A 25193-nucleotide genomic window follows, 5' to 3' on the forward strand; every position below is an offset into this window, starting at 1 on the left:
ACACCTCGGATCTTTTTTATTCTTGTGATTTTTGTTTCAAGTGGACCTGTGGCGGGGGGCTTGCTGTGGCCACAAAAGCCCCCTCGCCACAACGGGGTGTTGCTTATTGGGTTTGAGCTCCCTGAACAATCCACGCACCGATCAGGTCGCGCTCTTGCTGGGTCATCTGGGTGATGTTGCCCAATGGCATGATCTGGCTGGCAACCGCCTGGGCCTGGATGCGCGGGGCCTGAAGCTTGATCTGCTCGGGGGTATCGAACATCACGCCCGCCGGTGCCGCGCTGAACAGCGGGCTGGTGGGTTTCGCCGAATGGCAGACCGTGCAGCGTTCCTGGATCACGTCATGCACCTTGTCGAAGGCAGGACCGGCATTGGATGCCTGGGCGGGTGCAGTTTCAGGGGCTGCCGCCGGTGCAGCTTCAGCCGGTTTCTTGCCACCGCCGAGGGCGGTTTCCGGCAGCGGCTGGTACTCGATGGCCCCAGGCGCCTTGGCCACTTCAGGTGCGCTGGACATCGGCGCCGGCCCGGTCACGTAGGCCAGGCAGATCATGCCGACCGCCGCAGCAGGTAGGGTCCAGGCAAACTTGTGGCTGTCATGACGGGTGTTGAAGTAGTGACGCACCAACACCGCCAGCACTGCGATCCCGGCCAGGATCAGCCAGTTGTATTGGCTGCCATAAGTGCTCGGGAAGTGGTTGCTGATCATGATGAACAGCACCGGCAAGGTGAAGTAGTTGTTGTGCCGCGAACGCAGCAAGCCTTTGGCCGGCAGCGCCGGATCGGGCGTGCGGTTCTCGGCAATCGCCGCCACCAATGCGCGTTGGGCCGGCATGATGATGCGGAACACGTTGCCGACCATGATGGTGCCGATGATCGCGCCGACGTGCAGGTACGCACCACGACCGCTGAACACTTTGCTGAAGCCGTAAGCAGCGCCGATGATCAGCACGAACAGGATTGCGCCTAGCAGGGCAGGGCGTTTGCCCAGGGCCGAGTCGCAGAGGAAGGAGTAGACGAACCAGCCGACGAACAACGAGCCGATGCCCAGCAGAACACCTTCAGGGCCGGTCAGGCTGCTGCCCGGAGCGAGCAGGTAGAGCGTCGGGTTGGAGTAGAACACCACGCACAGCAGCGCGACCCCCGACAGCCAGGTGAAGTAGGCTTCCCATTTGAACCAGTGCAGGTTGTCCGGCATGGTCGGTGGAGCCAGTTTGTATTTTTCCAGGTGGTAGATACCGCCGCCATGGATCGCCCATAAATCGCCCGCCAGCCCGTTTTTCGGGTTGACCCGATTGAGGTTGTTTTCCAGCCAGACGAAATAGAACGACGCGCCGATCCAGGCCACGCCAGTAATCATGTGAACCCAGCGCACGCTCAGGTTCAGCCATTCCAACAGATGTGCTTCCACAGTCTTTACCTCTCGCCTGTCACTCTGTTGTCGAGTGATCAGACCTTCTCTTATTGGTGGGGGGCGAGGATCAAACGCTCATCCTCTTTGAAAAAATGCTCATCGCAGTTATTGCCTGTGCCACTGCGATCAACCACCAGGAAGTCATCCCGCTTTTCGATCGTCAGCACCGGGTGGTGCCAGACGCCGCGATGGTAATTAATGCCCTGCCTGCCGTTGGTGACGAAGGCGCGGACCAAGCCTGATACAGGTTCATCGCCAAGTGGCGCGACCACGATCAGAAAGGGGTTGCCGAGCAGCGGAATGAAAGCCTGGCTGCCCAGCGGATGACGCTCCAGCATGCAGACGGTCAGCGGCATGTCCTGCGCATCGGCGCGGAAAATGCTGATGATCGCCTTGTCCTCTGGCGTAGCGGTTTCCACCGTCGCCAGTTTGTGAAAGCGCATGGTCGAACCGTTGTTGATCATGAAGTGATCGCTGCCCTCGGTTTCGATCACGTCACCGAAAGGGGCGAAGGCTTCTTTGGTCAGCGGTTCAATCGTCAATGTGCGCATGCTGGTCTTCTTTTCGTTAAGTTCTGTGTTGTCTGTTCTGGCGTCTTCGCGAGCAAGCCTGCTCCCACAGGGGAATGCATTTCAAATGTGGGAGCGGGCTTGCTCGCGAATGGCCTCACCGCTTACTTGGCGACCTTGCCCAATACCCGCAGGCGGCTCACGCCCCCATCCGGGAACACGTTCAGGCGGATGTGGGTGATCGGGCCCAGCGCCTTGATCTGCTCGGCGAAGGTGTGTTCGGCGTGCATTTCCAGCTTCTGGCTTGGCAACAGTTCGCGCCAGAACAGCGATTGGGTTTCGATCTGGCTGTCGGTGCCGCCTTTCACGAATGCACCCTGGATCGAGCAAGTGTCCGGGTAGTTGCCCTTGAAGTGCAGGGTGTCGACGATGACTTTTTCGATCTCGCCGGCATGGCCCAGCGCGACGATCACCCAGTCATTACCCGGCGTGCGACGACGGGCGGTTTCCCAGCCGTCGCCCATGTTGATGCCACGACCCGGGTTGAGGATGTTGCTCATGCGGCCGAAGTGTTCATCGGAGCAGGCCAGCGCCCGGCCGCCGTTCAGGGCTGCAGCCAGGTCGACTTGTTCGTTGTCGCCCACAGCGGACCAGTCGCGGAACGGAATGCCGTACACGCGCAGACGGGCCACGCCGCCATCCGGGTAGATGTTGAAGCGCAGGTGGCTGAACGCCTGTTCATCGTTGATTTCGTGGTAGTGGTGGCTGTTGCCTTGCAGCTCGACGGCCGACAGCACTTCAGTCCACTGGGTATTTTCGTCCGGCTCGCCGGAGGCCAGGAAGCAGGCTTCCAGGGAGGCCGACGGCGGGTAGTTGCCGGTGAAGAATGAAGTGTCGATGTCCACGCCCTTGATCGAGCCCGGTACGCCCAGGCGGATCACCGCGCTGTCGTAGCCTTCGAAGCGCTTGCGGCGCGACTCCCAGCCGTCCATCCACTTGCCGTTGTCATCGAACACGCCCTCCTTCCACACGGCCGGGGTCGGTTGGAACAGACGGTTGGCGTCGGCGAACCAGTCATCGGTGACCGAGATGATTTTGGTGCCCAGACGGGCGTCGGCCAGGTTGACGAACTTCTCGAAAGGTACGGCGTAAGCTTTCATTCTTCTTGTCTGCCTTTAATTAGTTGGCTTGGGATGCTTGCAGGAGCCCTGGGTGCTTTTTTCACAAGGGCTGCTCGCTAAAGGGTCAGTAATCGGAACAACGCGATCTTGTTGATCTCAGCTAGCGCGCATTTGAATTCGGTGTCGACCGAGTTGTGAATGCGCGTTTCGAACGCTGCGAGGATCTGATGCCGGTTGCTGCCTTTTACCGCCATGATGAAGGGAAACTTGAACTTGGCCTTGTAGGCGTCGTTCAGCTCGGTGAAGCGCTGGAACTCATCGCTCGAGCATTGGTGAATCCCCGCGCCAGACTGTTCTTCAGTGCTGGCAGCGGTAAGTTGGCCCTGGACGGCGGCTTTGCCGGCCAGGTCCGGGTGAGCGTTGATCAGGGCCAGTTGGCTTGTGTGATCAGCGCTCAACAAGATGTCGCTCATGCGCTGGTGCAGGGTTTCGATCTCGTCGATCGAAGCGTCCTGGCCCAGGTCGAAGGCCTTCTCGGCCACCCATGGCGAGTGTTCGTAAATGTCGGCGAAGGCGGCGACAAAGGCGTCGCGACTCAGGGTCGATGGTTTCAGGGTTTGGAAGCGGCTCATTTCGCAGCCCCTTGATACGGGTGGGTTGCGTGCCAGTGGCGAGCGATGTCGACGCGGCGGCTGAACCACACCTGTTCATGACTTTTAGCGTATTCGATAAAGCGTTTGAGCGAAGCCAGACGCGCCGGACGGCCGATCAGGCGGCAGTGCAGGCCGATCGACAACATCTTCGGTGCTTCGGCGCCTTCGGCATACAGCACATCGAACGCGTCTTTGAGGTATTCGAAAAAGTCGTCGCCCTTGTTGAAGCCCTGGACCTGAGTGAAGCGCATGTCGTTGGTGTCCAGGGTGTAGGGGATCACCAGATGCGCCTTGCCGGTCGGGTTGTTCGGTTCCCAGTAGGGCAGGTCGTCGTCGTAGGTGTCGCAGTCGTAAAGAAAACCGCCTTCTTCCATCACCAGTCGACGGGTGTTCGGGCCGGTGCGGCCGGTGTACCAGCCCAGTGGGCGCTCGCCGGTGATTTCGGTGAGGATGCGGATCGCTTCGAGCATGTGCTCGCGTTCCTGCGCTTCGTCCATGTACTGGTAGTCGATCCAGCGGTAGCCGTGACTGCAGATTTCATGGCCAGCATCGACCATGGCGCGGATCACGTCCGGGTGGCGCTGGGCGGCCATGGCCACGGCGAAGATGGTCAGCGGGATGTCGAATTCCTTGAACAGTTTCAGAATCCGCCAGACGCCGGCTCGGCTGCCATACTCGTAAAGGGATTCCATGCTCATGTTGCGCTCGCCTTGCAGCGGCTGCGCCGAGACCATTTCCGAGAGGAACGCTTCGGACTCTTTATCGCCGTGCAGGATATTGCGCTCGCCACCTTCCTCGTAGTTGAGCACGAAGGACAGCGCGATGCGGGCATTGCCCGGCCAGTGTGGGTGAGGAGGGTTACTGCCGTAACCGATCAGGTCGCGTGGATAGTCAGCGCTCACTGCAGTCTTCCTTCTTGTTCGTGTCGACTTGTTCAAAGTCAGGGTGTGTGTGGCGGCCTGGCGATGAGAGGGCAGGCTGGCGTCACAGCGATGGGTTGATTGTATACAACTTTATATTCACTTTGTAAGCCTGTTTTTTTGCATTTTTCATTGGCTATCCACTTTGATGGGTACTGCAAGAAACCTGCCTGACTGGTCAGCTAATGGATAGGAGGTCCTCTGATCTTATGGTTCGGCGCAAGATTCGCTGACAAACCCTGAATGGCGGTGGTAGCGGTAAAAATGTCGTTTTTATTGTGTACAATTTTTATGAAAAGTGTCTTAATCAGTCGCTCGCCGCAGCTTTTCGTGCTCCGAAACGGTGCGGTCTCCTTTTCAACTGACTTCGGGAGGCGCGAGGTCTGACTGCTCCACGCAGGCAGGCGCGCAGAATCAATGGGACGTTTGACTACACACGTTTTGGACGCTGCACACGGTTGCCCGGGCAGCTCGATCAAGGTCGAGTTGTACCGCGTTGAAGGTTCGCAGCTGGAATTGGTCGCCACTGCGATTACCAACAGCGATGGCCGTGTCGATTCGCCGCTGCTGCAAGGTGATGACTATCGGTCCGGGGTCTATCAGCTTCAGTTTCACGCGGGTGATTACTACCGCGCCCGTGGGGTTCAGCTGCCCGAGCCTGCGTTTCTGGATGTGGTGGTGCTGCGTTTCGGCATCTCTGCGGAACAGGATCACTACCACGTGCCGTTGTTGATTTCGCCGTACAGCTATTCCACATACCGAGGCAGTTGATCCCCCAAGCAGCTGCCTCCTCCGAGAAGCGACTGCGCATATAGCTTCTTTGGTCTTTCGCCCGCTCACACTGCGGGCTTTTTTTTGCTCTGAGAATGTGGTGCAGGGGAGGGACCCTTCGCGGGCAAGCCTCGCTCCTACAGGATTTGCGTCGTTCATGTTATGTAAGAACAACAAAATCCCTGTAGGAGCGAGGCTTGCCCGCGAAGCTTTTAGCGACTTAACAATGAAGCGGCACCCGCACCACTGAACAACCCCGAACTCACCCGGTTAAACCAGCTCTGCCCATTGCCGCTGCGCAAATACCGCGCCGCGCCGTGAGCCCCCAGCCCATAAGCCAACTTGCACAGCAAATCCAGCACGGTCCAGGTGGCAATCATCACCAGCAACTGCGGCAGGAACGGTTGCTCAGCACTCAAAAACTGCGGCAGAAAAGCGGCGAAGAACAAAATGTCTTTCGGATTGCTCGCGCCGAGCATGAACGCGCGCCCGAACAGTGCACGAAAGCGCGGCACCGGCGCAGCCTGGGGCACTTCGGCGCCTTGGGAGGGCTGACGCGATTGCTGCCAGCTCTGCCAGGCGAGATAGAACAGGTACAACGCACCGACGATTTTCAGGGCGCTGAACAGCTGTTCCGACGCCAGCAACAATGCACCCAAGCCAAGCGCCGAAGCACTGAGCAGACAGATCGACGCAATCACGCCTCCCAGAAACGCCGGGTAAGAGCGGCGCAAACCGTAATTCAGACTGTTGCTGATCATCAGCAACGACAGTGGTCCCGGGATCAGGATCACCACCAGCGCAGCGCCGCTGAACAGCAGCCAGGTTTCCAGACTCATCACTTTCCTCCCTATATGCAAAAGCCTCACCCGATGGGGTGAGGCTGTTTTGAAGCACTGTTTTTGAAACGTAGACGGCTTACAAGAAAATGAACTTGGCGATGAAGATCGCGCAGAGCACCCACAAACTGACGGAAATTTCCTTGTGTTTACCGGTGAAAGCCTTCAGCACCACGTAAGTGATAAAGCCCAGCGCGATACCGTCGGCGACCGAGAAGGTCAGCGGCATCATGATCGCGGTAACGATCGCCGGAATGCTGTCGGTGGCTTCGTCCCATTCGATATGCGCCATGCCGCCCATCATCAGCATCGCCACATAAATCAGCGCACCGGCGGTTGCATAAGCGGGGATCATGCCAGCCAGCGGTGCAAAAAACATTGCGGCAATAAATAGCACACCTACGGTCACAGCGGTAAGACCAGTCCGACCACCCGCTGCTACGCCAGCGGCACTTTCCACATAGCTGGTGACTGGCGGAACACCGACCACCGCACCAAATACGCTGGAAGCACTGTCGGCTTTCATGGCGCGGGAAAGGTTTTCGATCCGGCCGTCAGCGTTCACCAGGTTGGCGCGCTGGGCGACGCCCATCAGGGTGCCGGCGGTGTCGAACATGTGTACGAAGAGGAAAGCGAGTACCACGCTGATCATGCTGACGTTGAATACGCCGGCGACATTCATGGCCATCCAGGTCGGTGCCAGGCTCGGCGGGGCAGACATGATGCCCTCGTAGTGCACCAGGCCCAGGCCCCAACCGGCCAGGGTCACGGTGATGATGCTGATGAGGATCGCGCCGAACACTTTGTGGTAGCTGAGCACGGCAATCATCAGAAAGCAGATGGCCGCCAGCAACGGGCCAGGTTCGCGCAGGGAACCAAGCTTGATCAGAGTGGCCGGGCTATCGACAACGATGCCAGCGGTTTTCAAACCGATCAGCCCCAGAAACAGGCCCACGCCGGCGCCCATGGCAAAGCGCAAACTCACTGGAATGCTGTTGAGCAACCATTCGCGAATCCGGGAAAAGGTCAGGAACATGAACAACACACCGGAGACGAACACCGCACCGAGGGCGGTTTCCCAGTTGTAGCCCATGGTGCCGACCACGGTGTAAGTGAAGAACGCGTTCAGGCCCATGCCCGGTGCCAGGCCGACCGGCCAGTTGGCGTACAGGCCCATCAGCAGGCAACCCAGCGCGGCGGCGATGCAGGTGGCGACGAACGCCGCACCGTGGTCGATGCCGGCATCGGCCATGATGTTCGGGTTGACGAAGATGATGTAAGCCATGGTGATGAAGGTTGTCAGACCGGCGATCAGCTCGGTCTTCACCGTGGTGCCGTGCAAGCTGAGTTTGAAGATGCGCTCCAGCCAGCCATTGTGTAATGGCGGCGAGAGTTCCAGCGTCGGGGCTTCGGATTTGCGGCTTTCCACAGCGAGTACTCCTCAAGAGTTTTATTGTTATTTCCAGGGCCGGACCCATGAGGGCGGCAGCGACCCTTTGAGGTACTTGCGAATTTGTTGACCTGATGGTCAGGAACTCGCACGAAGCGAATTATGCTTTTGTATACAAATAAAGCAAATAATGTTTTTGATTTTGTAGACGAAAAGTTTGTTGATCGGGATATATCGGCTATAGACGATCGTTCCCACGCTCTGCGTGGGAATGCCGCCATGGACGCTCTGCGTCCGCCGTTGATGTGACGCAAAGCGTCACGGGATGCATTCCCACGCAGAGCGTGGGAAGGATCAAACCTGTAGGAGCGAGGCTTGCCCGCGAAGGCTGACCTGAGGTAATCAAATCTTCTGCTGGTTCTCCCCTAACCTTAGATTCACCGCCAACCACCCATTAACCGCCGTCTCCCCGGCCTCGGCAAATACCCGCTCGAGCAATTTCACCTGCTCGCGCCGCAACGACTGCTCGAACCGCGCGCCTTCCGCAGTCAGTTCCAGCAGCCGCTTACGCTTGTCGGTCTCGGACGCGACGCTGTTCACCAAATGCATTTCCACCAACTGACGCAGCGGAATGTTCAGCGCCTGTTTGCTCACGCCGAGCAACGCCAGCAACTCCTTGACGCTGAGGGCAGGGTAGCGGGCGATGAAAAACACGATGCGTTGATGCACCCGGCTCAAGCCGCGACGCTCGAGCATTTCGTCGGCTTTGGCGGTGAACGCCTGGTAACCGAAGAAAAACGCTTCCATGGCTTGTTGCTGAGTGCTGGGGTTTTTAAGGTCAAGCATGTTGACGTATCCGTTCGGTCTGTCGTAATTTCGGTCAACCAGTTTGACTCATTTTCCTCAGGCCTCGCTACCGGTGACCCCATGGCTTTTTCCGAACGTGTCTCGCGCCTTAAAAGTTCTTTGATCCGTGAAATCCTCGCCGCCGCCCAGCGTCCGGAAGTGATGTCGTTCGCCGGCGGCTTGCCGGCCGAAGCCATGTTGCCGAAAGTCGAGTGGGCCGACATGCCGCTGTCCATGGGGCAATACGGCATGAGTGAAGGCGAACCGGCGCTGCGTGAGGCGCTGGCGGCCGAAGCCCGAGCGTTGGGTGTGCCGTGTGAGGCGAGTCAGGTATTGGTGGTCAGCGGCTCCCAGCAAACCCTCGATCTGGCGGCCAAGCTCTACATCGACAAAGGCACCGAGATTCTGCTCGAAGCACCGACCTACCTGGCGGCGTTGCAGATTTTTCAGCTGTTTGGCGCCGACTGCATCACCGTCCCATTGGAAGCCAATGGCCCGAACCTGGCACAACTGCGTAACCGTCTGGAAAAACACAAGCCAGCGTTCATCTACCTGATTCCGACGTTTCAGAACCCGTCGGCAGTGCGCTACAGCGAGGCTAAGCGCGATGCAGTGGCGGCGTTGCTCGACGAGTTCGGCGTAACCCTGATCGAAGACGAACCCTACCGCGAACTGACCTTCGATGGCGGCAGCGCCACGCCGATCATCAGCCGCTTGAACAAAGCCAGCTGGATCTACACCGGCACCGTGTCGAAAACCCTGTTGCCGGGCCTGCGGGTCGGTTACCTGATCGCCAGCCCAGACCTGTTTCCTCACTTGCTGCGGCTCAAGCAATCGGCCGATCTGCACACCAACCGCATCGGGCAGTGGCAAGCGCTGCAATGGATCGGCACTGAGAAATACCAACAGCATCTGGGTGAGTTGCGTGATTTCTATCGGGTTCGTCGGGATGCATTTCAGTTGGCATTGGAAACGCACTTTTCCGATCTGGCGCAGTGGAACGTGCCGCAGGGCGGGTTGTTTTTCTGGCTGACGCTCAAGCAGCCGCTGGATACGCGCACGCTGCTCAAGGCTGCGCTAGCGGCGGATGTGGCGTTTATGCCGGGCGAACCGTTTTTTCCTGAGCCGGACAAGAATCCCGGTCATCTGCGGCTGAACTTCAGCCACATCGACCCGGTGCGACTGGACGAAGGGCTCAAGCGATTGGCGACTGTGGTGCGCGAGGGCCAGGCGGCAGAAGCGGCCTGAGGGGAGGGTATAAACAACGAACCGGCCAATCGGCCGGTTTATTTTTGCCCAGGATTTGTAGTGCTTGTGCTGACGCCTTCGCGGGCAAGCCTCGCTCCTACGGGGGCGAGGTGACCATTCGCACACACCGCCAACCTGTAGGAGCGAGGCTTGCCCGCGAAGAGGCCATCAGCAGCACCACATCATCAGGCTGCAGCAAACCGCTTATCCAGATAATCAATGATCACCTTGGACTCATACATCCAAGTGGTCTGGCCATTCTCTTCGATGCGCAGGCACGGCACCTTGATCTTGCCACCTTGTTCAAGCAGGGTCTGGCGATCCTGTTCACTGTTCTTGGCATCGCGCAACGCCACCGGAACGTTCAGGCGACGCAGGGTGCGGCGGGTTTTCACGCAGAACGGGCAGGCGTGGAACTGATACAGGGTCAGGTCCTTGGCGGCCGCTTCGACCTGAGCCTGAGCGGCGGCGGGGCGCTGCTTCTTGCCTGGCCGAGTAATGAAATCGATGAAGATGATCAGTTGGCCGAGGCCGACACGAAGCGCTTTGACGAACACGTTGTAAGCCTCACGGGGCGAATGAAGAAAGGCGCGCAGCTTACCTGATTTTCGCAGGCGAAAAAAAACCGGCGATCAGTGCCGGTTTTCTTCGTACTGCGAGTTACTTGATCAGGCTGAGAAACTCGCTGCGGGTGGCCGCGTTTTCGCGGAACTCGCCGAGCATCACCGAGGTGATCATCGTCGAGTTCTGTTTCTCCACACCGCGCATCATCATGCACATGTGCTTGGCCTCGATCACCACCGCCACGCCCAGGGCGCCGGTGACCTGCTGGACCGCATCGGCGATCTGGCGACTGAGGTTTTCCTGGATCTGCAGGCGGCGAGCGTACATATCGACGATCCGCGCGACTTTCGACAGCCCCAGGACCTTGCCGCTCGGGATGTAGGCAACATGGGCCTTGCCGATGAACGGCAGCATGTGGTGCTCGCACAACGAGTAGAGCTCGATGTCCTTGACCAGCACCATCTCGCTGTTGTCGGAACTGAACAAGGCACCGTTGGTGACCTCTTCCAGTGTCTGTTCATAACCGCGGCAAAGGTACTGCATGGCTTTGGCGGCACGTTTTGGCGTGTCGAGCAGGCCCTCGCGGGAGGCGTCCTCGCCCAATTGGCCGAGAATCTCGGTGTAATTCTGTTCCAGTGTCACAGGGGCTGATTCCATAAGGGTTTCAGAGGGGTACTGTTTCAGTCTGTACCAATTTTGTACCAATCCAGCTGTTTTCGAGCTTCCCGAGTTCACCCCAGTCGATGCTGGGGTTTATCCATCGGGCGTAGGTCGATAGCAGCATCTGAACGCTATGACCGAGCTGAGTGGCAATAAATGCAGGGTTCATACCCGCCATGCGGCACATGGTAGCGTATGTGTGTCGGCAGTTGTATTGCCGGCGGGCGCGAAGCTGCAAATGGGTGAAGGAGAAACAGCCTTTCGATGCCAAGCGCTGTTTCGTCTGACGGGCGAGTTAAGGTGATGATCGACCAACCGAAAGGGGACTGGTGTGAGCCATAAAATCTGATTGGCGGCCGGCTGTCACCGCCTGAGTCTGTTACAACCGGATCGTCTGCCAAGCAAGTAAGTCCGTCGGCACTGGATGTGTTGGGCACCAGCCAACGTTCGGTGACACGTTTTGGGCACATTGGCGGCACCAAGGTTTTTCTGGGGGAGTTGACGCTAGGGCGGTGCAGGCTGTCTTACTACCGCTTGGTCCACATGGGTGTCAGGCACGACTCGGTCGTAGCCGGTGGAGAGGTAACGGGTTCGACGGGTTCAACCGATCCGGTTGAGTTAAAGGGCAAACCCTGCAGTTGAATCCTGCTGGCGGGGTGGCTTTCAGCCTTGACTTAAGACCGGCGAATCGGCTTCAAGCCTTTTCGATCCGTCCAGCACGTCGATTTGGCAAAACATCGCAGCGGCGGGGACGACCGCGGGGACCGAAACTCTGGGCCCCGCGGTGGCAGATCAGCTAGCCAACTCTGATAATCGGCCCGTCAGTTGCACCCGTAGTTATCGAAGAATTGAAGGTGAACGAGACATTGCTCACGGTAAAGGTTTGATTTTTGCGCGCGGTGTTCGCCATGGTGGCCCAACGGATTCGAGAGTATCCAGAAGTCTTGGCGGCACCTGAGTCACTGCCCCCGTTATCAATCGGGCCACAAGTGAATGCCATGGACTGTTGCCCATCGGCCTGATTGGTGTTCCACCACCGCACATTCGCGATCGTGTTGTCGTCCTCTTTTACGTCATTGACTTGGATAGTGAACGTCGCCGATTTGAGGTCAAGGCCCGAGGTGTTTTTCAAAACTGGAGCGACTTTTGTGGATAGGTCCGTGAGGGGGGGGTAAAACTCCTGGCTGTTCAGATTGAGCGTCACTGGGCTGGGCAGATCCAAGGTGATCAGGATGCCACTCTGGTTGAAGAGGGTGTAGGTTTGAACTTGCCCTAGGTTGTCGTTCGAGATTTTTTCCTTGAGTGCTTCAGACATTTTAATTTCCTTTTTTTATCTGCGCTGAAATTCTAGAAAAGAATTTCTCCTTGTTACGCGATCCCAACCTTGGAAACGCGCTGGGCAATTCTTGTTGGGAGAACTCACTCTGTCAAATGTTTGAAAGCCTAATTCGTCAATTTTTTATTTATGGCTAAAGGGAGGATAATTTGAATGACGTTTTCTTGATCCTAAGTGCCTGAGCTGAAACTAAAAGTGAAGAAGTTCGGGGCTTCGCCAAGGGGGATAGTTACCTACCAATGCAGAAAATGAGGTCATAGCTTCGCATGAAGATTAGAAGTGAAACTCTCTGGCATCAACGGTAGCGTATTTACCTTTACGTTGGAGCCACGGGAAGCCTCAAGCCCATCCGCTACTGGCCAAGCCAAGCCGGTCAGTAGGCTGGACTTCAGAAGCTATAGGCATCCGAAATATATTAAGTAAGTGTTATTTATTGCTATCGGCTATAAGCGGCTTGATTCTAAAGTATGCAATAAGGCCCCGGGACACTTAGAAAACCGCTCTTATAACGTAGCGGGGTGGTTCCAGTGTCACAGAGGCTGATTCCAGAGTTTCAGAGGGGTACTGTTTCTGTCTGTAGCAATTTTTTACCACTCCAGCTGTTTTCGAGCTTCCCGAGCTCACCCCAGTCGGTGCTGGAGTTGATCCATCGGGCGTAGGTCGATAGCAACATCTGAACGCTATGACCGAGTTGAGTGGCAATAAACGCAGGGTTCATACCCGCCATGAGGCACATGGTTGCGTAAGTGTGTCGGCAGTTGTATTGCCGGCGAGTGCGAATCCCCAATTCGGTCAGCGCAGCCTGGAAATGTTTGTCGGTCACACTCGACTGCTGGATGAACTCGAAGTTCTTGGTCGGCGGGAACACAAACGGCGACTTCGCTTGCTTGCGGCGGCTCTGCTGCGTGCGTTGCTTGGCCATGCGCTCGGCTTGTTCTATAGCGTGCAAAGCGCGACTGTTGAGCATGACCTGGCGGATAGTACGGGTTTTGGTGCGCTCCTCGATCTTGTAGTCCGCGACGATCCGACACACGTTGACCAGGCGCTTCTCCTGGTCGACCTCTTCCCAGCGCAGCGCCGCCATTTCACTGGGGCGCATGCCGGTATAGAAGGCGAACTCGAAGTATGCGGCGTAGATCCGCATCGAATGGGTCAGCGTCTGGTACAGGTGATCGATGATCTTGTTCGCCTCGTCCACCGTGAAGGGGTCAATCGGCTTCTTGGCTTTCGCCGGCAGTTCGATCGATTCAACCGGGTTGCGGTTGATCAGTCCGTCTTTCACCGCGGTGCCGAACACTGTGGTCAGGCGCTGGATCGCCGAGCGCTTCACACCCGGTGATGGCCATTCGGTGTTCGCTACCACCTTGCGCAGCATCACCGACGTGATGCTGTCGATGGGCAGCATTGCGAGGTAGGGCATCCAGTACAGATTCAGTGAGCCGAGGTAGTTCTTGCGCGTCCCCGCCACGATCTCGCGACTGTTGAGCCACTCCTGGGCGTACTCCCCGAAACGGGGAGTCGCCGAGTAGTTGGCGTAAGTGGAGTTGGGGAACAGTTCGGCATAGCGCTGATCATCCAGCACGCCATGCTTGATTAGGCTGGTTACGTGAGCGCGTAGGTCGGCGGCAGTCTTAATCCCCTTCGGCGTTTGGGGATAGGGGAGGGTTTCGCAACGGCGTTGCCCGTTCCAGGTGAAGCGAATACGGACGGACTGTCCAGCAAATTCAACTCCGGTGGGCAATCCCATTGGCTCTCGAGCCATGCTTCGTATCTCCTTAGGCTGTAGTAAATGCGACTGTCGATGGTGTTCCAGACCCCTTTGGGGATGACGCCTCTGGCGCGCTTGCCTTGCAACGCTCGGCGGGTGGTGCCGACCAGTTCGGCCATCTTGTCTTCCGGAATTTTGTCGATCTGGTAGGTCTGAGCGAGTGGTTCTGCTGAGTTGTCGAAGTGCGTATACCCCACAACAGGCTGCGCGGGCGGGCGATCCCAAGCGTTTAGCGTTGCATTGGATGTGGCTGCCTGGCGCAGCTTTTCGTGGGGTATAAGTGCTTCGGCAGTGGCGCTGATAGACGCAGTAATGCCTGCTGCTACGCAGCAGAGACTCTTTGTTTTTTGTGCGTCGACGCCATTAGCGTGGCGGAGCAAAGCGGTCGATGCTTGGGTGGTATGCCGGTTAGCCTTCATGCCGCTTTCCTCCGGTGTTCGATAGCGAGTTGGTCCATCAGGCGCTGGTTGAATGGCAGTCATGTGGTGTGCTCCTGGTATCACTTGGCTGGTGGTGGCAGCCATTCGGGTTGTTGGTCTTACTCGGTTGGTTCGTCCTGCGGTCGCAGCATTTCTTCATCCGCCTTGTAGGCACGGATGTCGATCAGTGAGGCGACATGCCGGATGTGGGCGTACTTCGGTGCCTTGCGGCTGGTGTCCAGCGTGGTGATGGGAAGCTGAATCCGGCCGCTGTTGATCTCCGCTACAAACGACTGCTCGTTGAGGTTGCGGAAGTACTGCTCGCGTACTTTTTCCAGTGGGATCAACACGTCGCCGAAGGTGCGGTAGAGCAGTTCTACGGTGGCCGATTCGGGTGCGGGTTGTAGCCGGAGTGGGGTTTGTCCGGTGTTAGTCATCGGCTTGTTCAGCCTCCTTGCGTTGTTTTCTTGCTGGATGATTCCAGGCATTCAGGCAGTGGCATCTGGTCAGCTCGCGCAGATGTTCGGGCACTTCGAGGAGCGCGGCATTGCGCTCCTCGCGTGTCCGCATGGCGATGATCTGGCGGGCATATTCCCTAGGCCACGTCACGGTTGTCTGCCGGGATAGCAGGAAGGTCGATACTCAACTGGTCGGCCAGCCAACGGATGCCGGCTTGTCTGACCTTGGTCGACTGGCTGTACTGAAGGCCGTATTTCTCGTGAAACCACTGGCTGTCTTTAATCCGCAGGTACTCGCGGTCTCGGATGGGGTAAGCCGGCAATCTGCATTCGTTGAGCAGACCTTTTTCCTGCATGAGAGCTATTAGCTGGGCCCGGGTCAGGCTCAGCTGAGTCGCGGCTTGGGCGAGCGTGCGTTCCATGGCATCCCCCCTCATGCTGCGTGCGCGGCTGGGGTTGCCGCTGCAGCAAGATGGCTGATGGACTCGGTGACCTTGCCGTAGATCTCGACATCGGTGCCGCACACGGTGAAGCATTTGGTGTGTGGGCTCTTTACGCCGATGCTGAGAATGGTGGTGACGCCGGGGCGCGTGTGGGTGCGGTGCACCGCGACGTGCAGGGGGACGTCGAAGCCCATGTCGAGACTCAGTATGCCGCCGGTGCGCACCAGCTCGAACACGCGCTGTTTGTCCTGGATTTCAAACCGGCCGTATTCGCGGCTTGCGTGAGGACGATGCTCCAGGTCGCTGGTGTTGCTCGGGTCGAACGGGCCGTTGGCAATTTCTTCGATGAAGTCGGCCAGTTTGAGGTGCATTTTCTTGGCGTTTTTCAAGGTCAGCGTGTGGCGTTCGCTACCCAGTTCGACGACGAAAATGGTCTCCGATGTGCCACGTTCAATCTTGAGACGGAACGCCAAGGATTCACGTTTGGGGGCCGACCTCAGTATGTGATTGAAGGTCTCGGTCAGGTTGACCTGAGCGTTGAGCAACTGCAGGGTGCGGTTGTCGAGTTTGAACTTGCTCATGCTGCGTGCCCTCCGCCATTTGGGTCGGAGGGGAAGGGCTGATAGTTTTGGGCGACGAGCTTGGGTTTGTTGTTGTGGATAATGATCAAGCAGCCGGTGGTGGATTGCAGCTGCTCGATTAGTTTCCGGTTGCTGGTGCACGCGGGATGGACGTGCAAGGTTGCTGTGGTATGCATGGTGTTGCCTCGCTCTGTGGTGGAAGAGTGAGACAAATATCACGTATTGTGTTTATCGTGTCAACACGATTCGTGATTATTCGGGCTTGTCATGCGCAAACCGTGATGATTTCAGTATCCCGCCCACTAGATGTACCTTGGAGACGTCATGCTGATCGAGGTGAAGGGGGCTATGGTCCTGGTTGACACTGTCAAACCGATATACGCCATCTCGCAGGTAGATGAACTCTTTGATCATTGACCGGCCGTCTTGGGTTTGAACCATCACCTCGTCTCCGGTGACGTATATCTTGTTGGGCTCAATGAGAACGTATTCGCCACTTTTGATTCGTGGATGCATGCTATCGCCGATGACCCTGAGGCCGTACGCGTTAGGGTCATCACTATAAATGTGGAGATAGCCATCACCATGCCCGACAGGGAAATCTAGTGCCTCGAAATAACCATCCATGCCTAATTTTGCCGTGCCGACTACTGGCACCACTCCTTCCTTCGTAGGTCCAATCGGCTTGACAACTCCTGCAGTCTTTTTGGGTGCCCTGCTCAATATCTGCGGTTCAAGATTGGCCTGTGCCGGAACGAGTTGTTGAGAATTGGTGCCACTAATCAACTCTGCGATCGATACGCCAAGCGCAGGAGCAAGCAGTGTCAGGTCTGCGAGATTAGGTTCCCTGAGGTCGCTCTCGTAGTTCCCTATTCGGGATTGTGAGGACCAGCCGCATTCTTCAGCCAATTGTTTCTGGCTGAACCCTTTTTGTTTTCTGAGCCGCTTGATGCGGGAGCCTAAAGTTTCCATTCGGAATTTTTATCACGTAATGAAATGTTTTTTTCTCACTTATCGTGTTGAAATAATCACGATGCGTGTTTAGAGTGTGCGAGGTCAAAAGGAGTCAGATTCATGAACCGAATTGCCTGCCTCAGAAAGGAGGCACAGATAAAACAAAGGGATCTTAGTGAGCTGCTTGGTTGGACCCAGACAAGGCTAAGTAACTACGAGTCTGGTCACAGAATGCCAGGCCTCAGTGAGTGTAGGGCAATCACCTCTGCTCTGAATCAATTGGGGGCCGCTTGCTCACTTGACGATGTTTTTCCACCAGAGCGGGAAACATCAAAAGCTGCTTAGAAAAAAGGCGACCCAAGGGCCGCCCAGTTCCTCCCGGCACGCACCACCACAGCGCTGTCGGGTCGCGATAAAGATAGGCGGGCACACCACATGCTAACCACCTCTCTTTATCGCGCTTTCCAAGGCACGGATGCCTTGGTGTTGCTGCCTTTTCCACCACAGATTGGGCAGCTGTTGCGCCAGAGGTGAACGACGGATCGTTCGTCTCGGCACGGTGCCGGTATCGATCCTGAAGATCTAGCCGGCGTTTGGGCCCTTTCAAGCCACGCGGCAAATGTATCACCACTGCATGTCGCGCGGCACTGGCAACCTGTAAGGATTAATGCCATGAGCCGAATCGCTCTGAGTTCTGTAGAACGGGCGCAGCGGGAGATCCTGCCGCTCGATCTAGCGCTTTACCATGCTGCTCGGGACTATCCCGGCGGCGCCGCTGCAATTGCCGCCACCACCGGCAGAAACGCCACCACGCTGCAGCACAAGCTATCTCCAACGCACCCCAGCCATACGGTCAATATTCAGGAATTTGGCGAGATCCTGGAGCTGACCAAGGACCGCCGCATTCTGGATGCTGTGCACGCGTTGGTGGGGGATACGACCTGGCAGGAATTGGCTGAGGCGTACACCAATGACATGCCTGAAACCCTAACCACCGGCATTGCTGAGTATTTTCGGCAAGTAGCTGACTTGGCTGAGACATGGGCCAAAAGCATCGGTGACGGCGTGGTCAGTGACCACGAGTTGGCGGCGATCCGCCTGCAGGTGTTTCGCGGTATTCAAGGGCTGCTGGGGATGTTCAACCGCGCCACTTACGTCAATCAGACAACGCGGGGTATCGACCGTGGTTGATATCGTCGACTTTGCCAATGACCTGGTGCAGGAGCGTCTTGATCAAGCGTTGGCTGCCCGTCGTAACGCCGCTAAGCCCGCTTTGGCGCTGCATTCATTTCTGTTCTGCGAGAGTTGTGACGATCCGATTCCAGAGTCTCGTCGGTTAGCTCAAGCGGGTTGCACTCAGTGCGTGAGCTGCCAGTCCATCGAAGAGTCGCGGGAGGCCCGGCATGCTCGATGAGGTATTGGGTCAATTCGTAGACTTTGGTCTTGAGCCGAAACTACCGCTGACTTTTGGCAAGCTGACGCGGTGCAAAACAGCGCAGGACAGGGGGGCGGAAAAGAACGGTTGGTACGTTGTCCACGAACATCACACAGAGAAAAACGAAACGCTGATCTTCGGCAGTTTCGGTGACTGGCGTTCGGGTGAGTCGCAGAAGGTGAAGGTAAAGCCGGGACGAATGTCGCCGGAAGAACGTGAGGTTATGCGTGCTCGGCAAGAGGAGGCCAAGCGTCGCGCCGCCGAGGTTAAGGCTAATGCGGCACGTCGAGCCGCGAACCGAGCGGCGGGCCTGTTCAAGCGCATGCCGGAAAAGGGCCGTAGCGACTATCTTGACCGCAAGCAGATCGTCGGTTTCGGCGTTCGATACGCACCGCGCTCCGGCGCGTTTTTGGTGCCTATGTGCAACGTGCGGGATGAGATCGTCGGCCTGCAAGTTGTATTTCCCACCAAGCAGGAAGATACCGGCCGGGACAAATCCTATTGGCCCTACGGGATGTCCAAAGAGGGCGCCTTTCACTTGATCGGGCCGCACCCTGATCCGGGTGAGCCAGTGCTGGTGTGTGAGGGCTACGCCACCGGCGCCAGCCTGCACATGGCGACCTCGCTAACGGTGGCTATCGCCTTCGATGCGGGCAATCTGTTGGTGGTCTGCAAGGCCATGCGTGAACGCTTCCCGGGTTGCCCTTTGATTGTCTGTCGTGACGATGACTGGAAGACCAAGCGCCCGAACGGCGAGCCCTGGAACCCCGGTGAAGAAAAGGCGAACAACGCTGCGTTGGTCGTTGGTGGTCAGGTGGTCGCGCCGATATTTTCCGGCGAGCGGGAAGACAAGTGGACCGACTTCAATGATCTGCATGTCGCCGAAGGTTTGGACGCGGTGCGCCGCCAGGTGCTTGCGGTGGTCAAGCCGCCGGCCGCAGGCGGTTGGAAGGATCTGCTGGCCCGCAGTGAAAGCGGTGCGTTAATTGCGCACATGCAGAACGTCGAGCTGATTCTGGCCAATGACGAGCGATGGGCCGGAGTGATCAGCTACAGCGCTTTCAGCTCGAAGATCGTGAAGTTACGGGCTGCACCTTATGGCGGCGGCACGGGAGACTGGGCCGATATCGACGATATGCGTGTCATGAAGTGGCTCGCGCAGCAGTACAACCTGCGGGTTAAGGCGTCTCATGTGATCGAGGCTGTGAGTGTGGTTGCCCATGACCATGCCTTTCACCCGGTGCGACAGTACTTGCAAAAGCTGGAGTGGGATCGTGTACCGCGCCTTGAAAGCTGGCTCACGGATGTCATGGGTGTGAAGGAAAGCGAGTACTCGTCGAAAGTCGGCAAGCGTTGGATGCTCTCGGCCGTGGCGCGGGTGATGAAGCCTGGCTGCAAGGCCGACTCGGTGATGATCCTCGAAGGCGCGCAGGGCGCCGGTAAGTCGACGGCAATGAACATCCTCGGCGGCGAATGGTTTATGGACACGCCTTTCGCCTTGGGTGACAAAGACGGGTTTCAGGCGATCCGGGGCAAGTGGATCGTTGAGCTGGGCGAGCTGGACAGCTTCAACAAGGCCGAAAGCACCAAGGCCAAGCAGTTCTTTTCGGCATCGACCGACACCTACCGCGAGAGCTACGGCCGCAGAACCATGGATGTGCCACGCCAGTGTGTGTTCGTTGGCACGACCAACCAGGACGAATACCTGAAGGATGCGACCGGTAACCGTCGCTATTGGCCGGTGGCCTGTACCAAGGTGGATCTGGAGCTGCTGCGCACGATCCGCGACCAGCTGTGGGCCGAGGCAATGTTCTGCTACGAGGCGGGTGACCTTTGGTGGGTGACGCTGGACGAGGCGGCGATGTTCGGCGAGGAGCAGGACGAGCGCTTTGTGGTGGACGAGTGGGAAGGGCCAATTCTGACCTGGCTTGAAGAGTCGCAGATCGGCGAAACCACCACCGGCAGCGAAGTGCTGGCCAACGCGCTGAAGCTGGACTACGGGCACTGGAGCAAGCCTGAGCAGATTCGGGTCGGTGCGATCATGCACCGGCTTGGCTGGCGACGTGTGCGTCTGCCAGCGTTGGTGAAGAGCGGTCAGCGGCCCTGGGCTTACAAGAAGCCCGCAGGGTGGGGCAGTGCATCAGCATTGCAGCGCGAAGCATTCGAGGAGCCTTGCTTTGATTAGGCGAATCGACGAAATGCTCAAGCTGTGGGCAGAGGATCTGCACAGCCCACACGAAGGGGGATCGGAGCTGGGCGGCGGCAACATGATTGCCATGCTGATGGAGTGCAAGGGCGAGCTGATTCGTGGCACGCGGGGCAGTCGGGTGCTGCTGGACGAATCGGCGGATATCGAGCTGATCGTGAACAAGCATCTGCCGCCGCAGCTGTCGGTGGTGGTGCGCGAGCACTACTGCAATCACGACAGCTTCCTGACGCAGAAGATCATTTATTGCGGCTGCAGCCGCAAAACCTACTACGAGCGCTTGCACGAGGCTCACGAGTACATCGCCGGCATGCTGATGGGGAAGGCTGCGTGACCCCAGTTTTGGCTCCGGCTATTGCTGTCCCATTGGCCCACCTTGTCCCATTGCGTTTCTACGTAATGGGACAAGCGCGGGCCTTGTATTTGTTGGGTTGTCCCATTGTCCCAGCTCAAAACGCCTCCCGCCCGTGTGAGCGAAGCGCAGAGCTGTACGCGCTATCGCGCGCACGCGTGTTTTTCGATTTTCTTCTTTACACGAGAAAAGAGAAAACAGATGGGACAATGGGGCAAAGCCCTGAATTTAGGCGTTCTCAGGCGTCCCATAGCGATTTCGAAGCATGGGACATATGGGACAACGTCGAAAGAGCAGAATGCCGACTTGGGATATTCGCCGACATTCGCTAGGCGTTCACCCTGCGTTACCCACATATTCACCGGGTGGCATTAAAGTGGGGTTGATGCCAGGAAATTCGACCTGTAAAAAGTAGTCATCTTCGATAGGTGCGACCGCAGAGAGCGGCAGGCACCACACCACCAAACCCGGCCATTGCGCCGGGTTTTTGCGTTTATGGGGTAGGGCGATGACGAACGAGCAGCAAGCGCTGGCAGAGATGCCCATCTGGTTAGTGATCGTCCTGGCCTTGGTCGGCGGCGTATCGGGAGAGATGTGGCGGGCCGACAAGGATGGGGCGCGAGGCTGGGTGTTGTTACGACGCCTGGCTCTTCGGTCCGGTGCCTGTATCGTCTGCGGCGTGTCGGCCATGATGCTGATGATCGGTGCGGGCATGACGATCTGGACGGCGGGCAGCTTGGGCTGTCTGACTGCAATGGCGGGTGCTGATGTTGCCATCGGGTTGTACGAACGTTGGGCCGCCAAGCGCCTGGGCGTCAGCGAGTCGTCGACGGCGGGCGGCGAACCAGGGCAATGATGCGGCTGGAGATGCGTGACAACATCGACAAGATCGTGAAGGGCATGCGAGGGCTCAGCCGCAACAAGGTGCCCATTGCAGCGGCCAAGGCGCTGACCTTCACCGCCGAGCGGGTGCAGATCGCAGAGAAAGAAGAGATCGCCCGCGTGTTTGATCGACCTACCCGCTGGACGTTGAACTCGATCTATAAGCGAAGTGCCACAGCCACCCGGTTGTTCGCCCGCGTGTGGGTCAAGGACGAGGCCAGCTCGGGTGTTGCGGCCTCGAAGTACTTGCCGGTGCATATCGAGGGTGGCAATCGTCCGCACAAACGATTCGAGAAGGCGCTGATTCACTACGGCTTGATGCCTGCTGACATGTACGCAGTGCCAGGCAGGCGTGCCCGAATGGATGGCAGCGGCAACATCAGCCGAGGGCAGATCGTTCAGATACTGTCGGCACTCGGTGCTGCTGAGCGTGTGTCAGGTTTCATGGCCAACCGCACGACCCGCAGTAAACGACGCAATCGCAATGCCCCCGACTACTTCGCTGGTCGCCCGGGCAACGGCACCGGCCCGTTGGGGATCTGGCAGCGCATCGGTAACGGTGCACGGCCCATCCTGATCTTCGTTAAGCGCCCGACTTATCGTCGTCGCTTCGACTTCTACGGTGTAGCCAACCGCGTTGCTGCTGCCGAGTTCGAACCGCTGTTCCGCCGGACATTGGCCCGCGAGATGGCTCGCGACTGAGGCCTTGGTCGATCTTTCAGCGTTTTTCGCCCGGCTTTTGGCCGACTCGGGCACGGATCGAGGCCTCATCCCCTTTTTCAATGGGTCCTTCCGGCGACTTGGGGGAATGGGGTAATTCGAACCCCGATCTTTTTGCAGATTCAACCCGACATAGGGGGTTCCGCTTCCTAGTCCAGACCTTGGAGATGAGCATGCCAACACAACGTGAAATCGCTGATCACCTGGACATGAGCGAGCGAAACGCTCGAGACGTGCTGAAGGGAATCGGCATCAGCGATTGGCAGTCATCCAGTTTGGACGAGATCCGGATCGCTTACATCCGCGACCTACGTGCGAAAGCGGCTGGGCGCGGAGGCAGCCAACTGGAAGAACTGAATGCGGTGCGGATCGATGAGGGCCGGGTCAAGGCGGCGAACGGTCGTCTGCTGTACCACGAAAAATTGCGGTCACTGATTCCCAGCATGGAAGCGGAACGCGTGCTGGCCGACTGGGCCGGCTTTGCCAACCGGGAATACCTGGGCGGCGTCGAACGACTTATTCAGGAAATCGAGAACGTGCAGAAACTCACGGTAGATCGATCTGTGGTGGCCAAAGTTGCTGGACCTACAACCGAGCGAATTGCAGGCTACGCGCGAAAACTTGGCGCGGAGCTTGTCGGCAGCAGCGGGGAAGTTCAACCCGCCGCGTGACGTGCCGACAGCTGAGTACTTGAGCACCAAGTTTTACCTGCCCGCAGAAAGCGGCGTGCTGCATGGCCTCTACGATTTTCATTACACGCCGTATTTCCTCGGTGTCGCCGCCGCGCTGGACGATCCGCGTGTCAGTGAAGTGGACCTGATGAAGGCTGCGCAGATCGGCTGGACCTGGTTCCTGATTGGCTACCTGTTCAAGTTTGTCCAGTTCCTGCCTCGGCCGATCATGATCCTGTTCGCCAAGGAGAAGGACGGGAAAAACTTTCACGACGAGAAGCTCAAGCACGGCGTGACCGCGAACACCGAGATCAACAAGCTGATGCCTGTCGATACCAGCCGGACCTCCGGTAACCGCTGGGACCACAAAAGCTTCCCGGGTGGCTTCCTCAAATTGGTGGCGTCGAACTCGCCCGGCAACGTCAAGTCGACCTCATCCGTGGGGTTGTCGGTGGTCGAGGAACCGGACGACACCAGCGACGACGTGAAGGGGCAGGGTGACGCGATCGCCTTGCTGGAAGAGCGCGGCAAACGCTACCCCGGTTCGAAAATGCTGGTCGGCGGAACACCGGCAATCAAGGGGGCGAGCAAGACCGAAGCGCGTTTGGCGCAGACGGATTGCCGGGTATTGCCGATCATCTGCCACACGTGCGGCCAAGCCCATGTGTTGGACTTTGCTCACATCAAATACCTCGACATCGCCGAGGGGGCAGAGCCACACGAAATCTATGGCCGTGCGGATCCCGAGACCGCCGGCTACGCCTGTCCGCACTGCGGGGAAATTTGGGACGACTACCAGCGCAAAGAGAACATCCGCAACACGGTGTTCAATGCGATCGAGGCGGGTGATCCGAACTGCGGCTGGGTACCGACCAAACCCTTTGCCGGACGCGCCGGATTCATCGAGCTGAACGAACTCTATGCCTGCCTTCCTGGTACCAGTCTGGCGGACATCGTGCGCGAACAACTGAACGCCGAGCACCGGGCGGAGATGGGCGACCTGTCGCTGCTGATCAAGTTCGTCAACCAGAAACAGGGTCGAGCCTACGAGTACAAATCGGATCTGCCCGAAGCCGACAAACTGGCGGAGCGGGCTGAAGACTATCCCGAGCTGTTCGTGCCCATGGGCGGGCTGGTCCTGACGGCCGGCGTCGACGTCCAGCATGACCGGTTGGCAATCATCATCCGCGCATGGGGCCGTGGCGAGGAGTCCTGGCTGGTCTATTGGGGTGAAATTCACGGTCAAGTGGTGTTGCCGGGACAGGGCGTCTGGCTTGACCTGGAGAAACTGTTGTTTGCTCCGATTCCCCATGCCTGTGGCGCCAAGTTGAAGGTGCTGGCCGTCTCGCTGGACACCTCCGATGGCACCATCACCCAGGATGCGGCGTACGCATTTGTCCGTAAGCATCAGCAGCGCGGGGTGATGGCGATCAAGGGGGCGAGTGAGCGAGGCAACACCCGCGACGATGAGCGCAAGGAAATTTTCAGCGCCCCCCGGCAGGGGGTGGACACCGATAAGGAGCAAAAGGCCTCGAAGTACGGCCTGCGGCCTTACATCGTCGGCACGTCACGGGCCAAGGATCTGTGGATCGAAGGTCGGCTGCCGCTGACCGGCAATGGTCCTGGCCGGATGCACTTCTACAAGACGGTGCGGCCGGATTACTTCCGCCAGATCACTGCTGAAGTGAAGGCACCCAGTCGGCGACACCACTACCGCAAGGTCTGGCAGAAAAAGGCCGGTGAGCCGAACGAAGGGACGGACTGCGAAACCTACGCGCTGCACGCGGCCCGGTCGTTGAAAACGCACCTGCTGAATGAACACGACTGGGCGGCACTGGACGCGCAGATCCGGCAGGGCGGGTTGTTCGATTCGCCACCACCGGAACCCGAAGCTGAGCACGATCCCGAGCCCGCAACGTCACCGGAAAATCCGGCACCCACACGCGCTGAACCCAACGATCTCCCGCCTTCTGGCGGGAGAGTTGTTTCTGGGCGCCGCAGCGCAATGCGCGTGCTCTCCCAACGCAGGAATTAAG

At 58.1% G+C, this 25193-nt stretch carries 28 protein-coding genes and 1 pseudogene; 11 read left to right on the forward strand and 18 right to left on the reverse strand.

Annotation, left to right across the window (positions count from 1 at the left end; all coding sequences use genetic code 11):
• Nucleotides 1-103: 103 nt before the first annotated feature.
• The 5 genes from KW837_RS01440 to puuE form a co-directional block, all read right to left on the reverse strand.
• A complete protein-coding gene (locus tag KW837_RS01440; RefSeq protein ID WP_218394257.1) occupies nucleotides 104-1408 on the reverse strand; it encodes a urate hydroxylase PuuD in 1305 nt (434 codons plus the stop codon).
• A 50-nt stretch (nucleotides 1409-1458) separates the two neighbouring features.
• Nucleotides 1459-1962 (reverse strand): ureidoglycolate lyase, encoded by a 504-nt coding sequence (locus tag KW837_RS01445; RefSeq protein WP_218394258.1) that lies wholly within the window; start codon nucleotides 1960-1962, stop codon nucleotides 1459-1461.
• Nucleotides 1963-2084: 122 nt separating this feature from the next.
• Entirely contained in the window at nucleotides 2085-3080 is a 996-nt protein-coding gene (gene alc / locus KW837_RS01450; protein WP_218394259.1) for an allantoicase, read from the reverse strand.
• 77 nt (nucleotides 3081-3157) lie between these two features.
• Nucleotides 3158-3673: a 2-oxo-4-hydroxy-4-carboxy-5-ureidoimidazoline decarboxylase gene (uraD, locus tag KW837_RS01455; RefSeq protein WP_218394260.1), complete on the reverse strand. Its 516-nt coding sequence runs from the start codon at nucleotides 3671-3673 to the stop codon at nucleotides 3158-3160.
• Complete coding sequence (gene puuE / locus KW837_RS01460) at nucleotides 3670-4596, reverse strand: allantoinase PuuE (RefSeq protein WP_218394261.1); 927 nt, start codon at nucleotides 4594-4596, stop codon at nucleotides 3670-3672. Before puuE ends, uraD begins: the two co-directional genes overlap by 4 nt.
• A 435-nt stretch (nucleotides 4597-5031) precedes the next feature.
• Between puuE and uraH the strand changes: the two genes are divergently transcribed.
• On the forward strand, nucleotides 5032-5385 hold the full coding sequence (uraH, locus tag KW837_RS01465) for a hydroxyisourate hydrolase (protein ID WP_218394262.1): 354 nt from the start codon (nucleotides 5032-5034) through the stop codon (nucleotides 5383-5385).
• 212 nt (nucleotides 5386-5597) lie between these two features.
• On the opposite strand, the gene KW837_RS01470 is transcribed toward uraH, so the two are convergent.
• The 3 genes from KW837_RS01470 to KW837_RS01480 all read right to left on the reverse strand — a co-directional run bounded on the left by KW837_RS01470 (nucleotide 5598) and on the right by KW837_RS01480 (nucleotide 8460).
• A complete protein-coding gene (locus KW837_RS01470; RefSeq protein WP_218394263.1) occupies nucleotides 5598-6224 on the reverse strand; it encodes a LysE family translocator in 627 nt (208 codons plus the stop codon).
• Nucleotides 6225-6303: 79 nt separating this feature from the next.
• Nucleotides 6304-7653 (reverse strand): NCS2 family permease, encoded by a 1350-nt coding sequence (locus KW837_RS01475; RefSeq protein ID WP_192346971.1) that lies wholly within the window; start codon nucleotides 7651-7653, stop codon nucleotides 6304-6306.
• A gap of 363 nt (nucleotides 7654-8016) precedes the next feature.
• Nucleotides 8017-8460, reverse strand: coding sequence for a MarR family winged helix-turn-helix transcriptional regulator (locus tag KW837_RS01480; protein ID WP_218394264.1), 444 nt, complete (start codon nucleotides 8458-8460; stop codon nucleotides 8017-8019).
• Nucleotides 8461-8541: 81 nt separating this feature from the next.
• On the opposite strand from KW837_RS01480, the gene KW837_RS01485 reads away from it, so the two are divergent.
• On the forward strand, nucleotides 8542-9708 hold the full coding sequence (locus tag KW837_RS01485; RefSeq protein ID WP_218394265.1) for a PLP-dependent aminotransferase family protein: 1167 nt from the start codon (nucleotides 8542-8544) through the stop codon (nucleotides 9706-9708).
• A 185-nt stretch (nucleotides 9709-9893) separates the two neighbouring features.
• Here the strand turns inward: KW837_RS01485 and KW837_RS01490 are convergent, their stop codons facing one another.
• The 10 genes and pseudogenes from KW837_RS01490 to KW837_RS01525 all read right to left on the reverse strand — a co-directional run bounded on the left by KW837_RS01490 (nucleotide 9894) and on the right by KW837_RS01525 (nucleotide 16909).
• Nucleotides 9894-10265 carry a glutathione S-transferase N-terminal domain-containing protein gene (locus KW837_RS01490; RefSeq protein WP_218394266.1) on the reverse strand — a complete coding sequence of 124 codons (372 nt, stop codon included), beginning with the start codon at nucleotides 10263-10265 and terminating at the stop codon, nucleotides 9894-9896.
• A 103-nt stretch (nucleotides 10266-10368) separates the two neighbouring features.
• Nucleotides 10369-10914 carry a GTP cyclohydrolase I FolE gene (gene folE / locus KW837_RS01495; protein WP_123496264.1) on the reverse strand — a complete coding sequence of 182 codons (546 nt, stop codon included), beginning with the start codon at nucleotides 10912-10914 and terminating at the stop codon, nucleotides 10369-10371.
• 22 nt (nucleotides 10915-10936) lie between these two features.
• A pseudogene (locus KW837_RS28645) lies at nucleotides 10937-11170 on the reverse strand (site-specific integrase); the annotation flags it as partial.
• A gap of 558 nt (nucleotides 11171-11728) precedes the next feature.
• A complete protein-coding gene (locus KW837_RS01500; RefSeq protein WP_218394267.1) occupies nucleotides 11729-12247 on the reverse strand; it encodes a hypothetical protein in 519 nt (172 codons plus the stop codon).
• A gap of 574 nt (nucleotides 12248-12821) precedes the next feature.
• Entirely contained in the window at nucleotides 12822-13970 is a 1149-nt protein-coding gene (locus KW837_RS01505) for a tyrosine-type recombinase/integrase (RefSeq protein ID WP_371317115.1), read from the reverse strand.
• Complete coding sequence (locus KW837_RS28990) at nucleotides 13871-14518, reverse strand: hypothetical protein (RefSeq protein ID WP_371317096.1); 648 nt, start codon at nucleotides 14516-14518, stop codon at nucleotides 13871-13873. The genes KW837_RS01505 and KW837_RS28990 overlap by 100 nt, the downstream gene beginning before the upstream one ends.
• Nucleotides 14519-14574: 56 nt before the next feature.
• Nucleotides 14575-14892: a pyocin activator PrtN family protein gene (locus tag KW837_RS01510; RefSeq protein ID WP_028939692.1), complete on the reverse strand. Its 318-nt coding sequence runs from the start codon at nucleotides 14890-14892 to the stop codon at nucleotides 14575-14577.
• Between the two features lie 158 nt (nucleotides 14893-15050).
• Nucleotides 15051-15335, reverse strand: coding sequence for a DNA-binding protein (locus tag KW837_RS01515; protein WP_218394269.1), 285 nt, complete (start codon nucleotides 15333-15335; stop codon nucleotides 15051-15053).
• Nucleotides 15336-15346: 11 nt separating this feature from the next.
• Nucleotides 15347-15937, reverse strand: coding sequence for a hypothetical protein (locus KW837_RS01520; RefSeq protein WP_218394270.1), 591 nt, complete (start codon nucleotides 15935-15937; stop codon nucleotides 15347-15349).
• Between the two features lie 252 nt (nucleotides 15938-16189).
• On the reverse strand, nucleotides 16190-16909 hold the full coding sequence (locus KW837_RS01525) for an XRE family transcriptional regulator (protein WP_218394271.1): 720 nt from the start codon (nucleotides 16907-16909) through the stop codon (nucleotides 16190-16192).
• 102 nt (nucleotides 16910-17011) lie between these two features.
• On the opposite strand from KW837_RS01525, the gene KW837_RS01530 reads away from it, so the two are divergent.
• From KW837_RS01530 to KW837_RS01570, 9 genes are all read left to right on the forward strand, one after another.
• Nucleotides 17012-17236, forward strand: coding sequence for a helix-turn-helix transcriptional regulator (locus KW837_RS01530; RefSeq protein ID WP_218394272.1), 225 nt, complete (start codon nucleotides 17012-17014; stop codon nucleotides 17234-17236).
• 327 nt (nucleotides 17237-17563) lie between these two features.
• Entirely contained in the window at nucleotides 17564-18082 is a 519-nt protein-coding gene (locus tag KW837_RS01535; protein WP_218394273.1) for a phage regulatory CII family protein, read from the forward strand.
• Entirely contained in the window at nucleotides 18075-18305 is a 231-nt protein-coding gene (locus KW837_RS01540; protein ID WP_218394274.1) for a TraR/DksA family transcriptional regulator, read from the forward strand. The genes KW837_RS01535 and KW837_RS01540 overlap by 8 nt, the downstream gene beginning before the upstream one ends.
• Nucleotides 18295-20511 (forward strand): VapE domain-containing protein, encoded by a 2217-nt coding sequence (locus tag KW837_RS01545; protein WP_218394275.1) that lies wholly within the window; start codon nucleotides 18295-18297, stop codon nucleotides 20509-20511. The genes KW837_RS01540 and KW837_RS01545 overlap by 11 nt, the downstream gene beginning before the upstream one ends.
• On the forward strand, nucleotides 20504-20866 hold the full coding sequence (locus tag KW837_RS01550) for a hypothetical protein (RefSeq protein ID WP_218394276.1): 363 nt from the start codon (nucleotides 20504-20506) through the stop codon (nucleotides 20864-20866). Before KW837_RS01545 ends, KW837_RS01550 begins: the two co-directional genes overlap by 8 nt.
• A 526-nt stretch (nucleotides 20867-21392) precedes the next feature.
• Nucleotides 21393-21740: a phage holin family protein gene (locus tag KW837_RS01555; protein ID WP_218394277.1), complete on the forward strand. Its 348-nt coding sequence runs from the start codon at nucleotides 21393-21395 to the stop codon at nucleotides 21738-21740.
• 11 nt (nucleotides 21741-21751) lie between these two features.
• Entirely contained in the window at nucleotides 21752-22468 is a 717-nt protein-coding gene (locus KW837_RS01560; protein WP_218394278.1) for a hypothetical protein, read from the forward strand.
• Between the two features lie 191 nt (nucleotides 22469-22659).
• Nucleotides 22660-23157 carry a hypothetical protein gene (locus KW837_RS01565; protein WP_052963661.1) on the forward strand — a complete coding sequence of 166 codons (498 nt, stop codon included), beginning with the start codon at nucleotides 22660-22662 and terminating at the stop codon, nucleotides 23155-23157.
• The gene (locus KW837_RS01570) at nucleotides 23063-25192 is read left to right on the forward strand and encodes a phage terminase large subunit family protein (protein ID WP_218394279.1); all 2130 of its coding nucleotides are present in this window, start codon (nucleotides 23063-23065) and stop codon (nucleotides 25190-25192) included. Before KW837_RS01565 ends, KW837_RS01570 begins: the two co-directional genes overlap by 95 nt.
• Nucleotide 25193: the final 1 nt, after the last annotated feature.

It is taken from the genome of Pseudomonas sp. PDM24, from assembly GCF_019218905.1.
Classification (GTDB): Bacteria; Pseudomonadota; Gammaproteobacteria; order Pseudomonadales; family Pseudomonadaceae; genus Aquipseudomonas.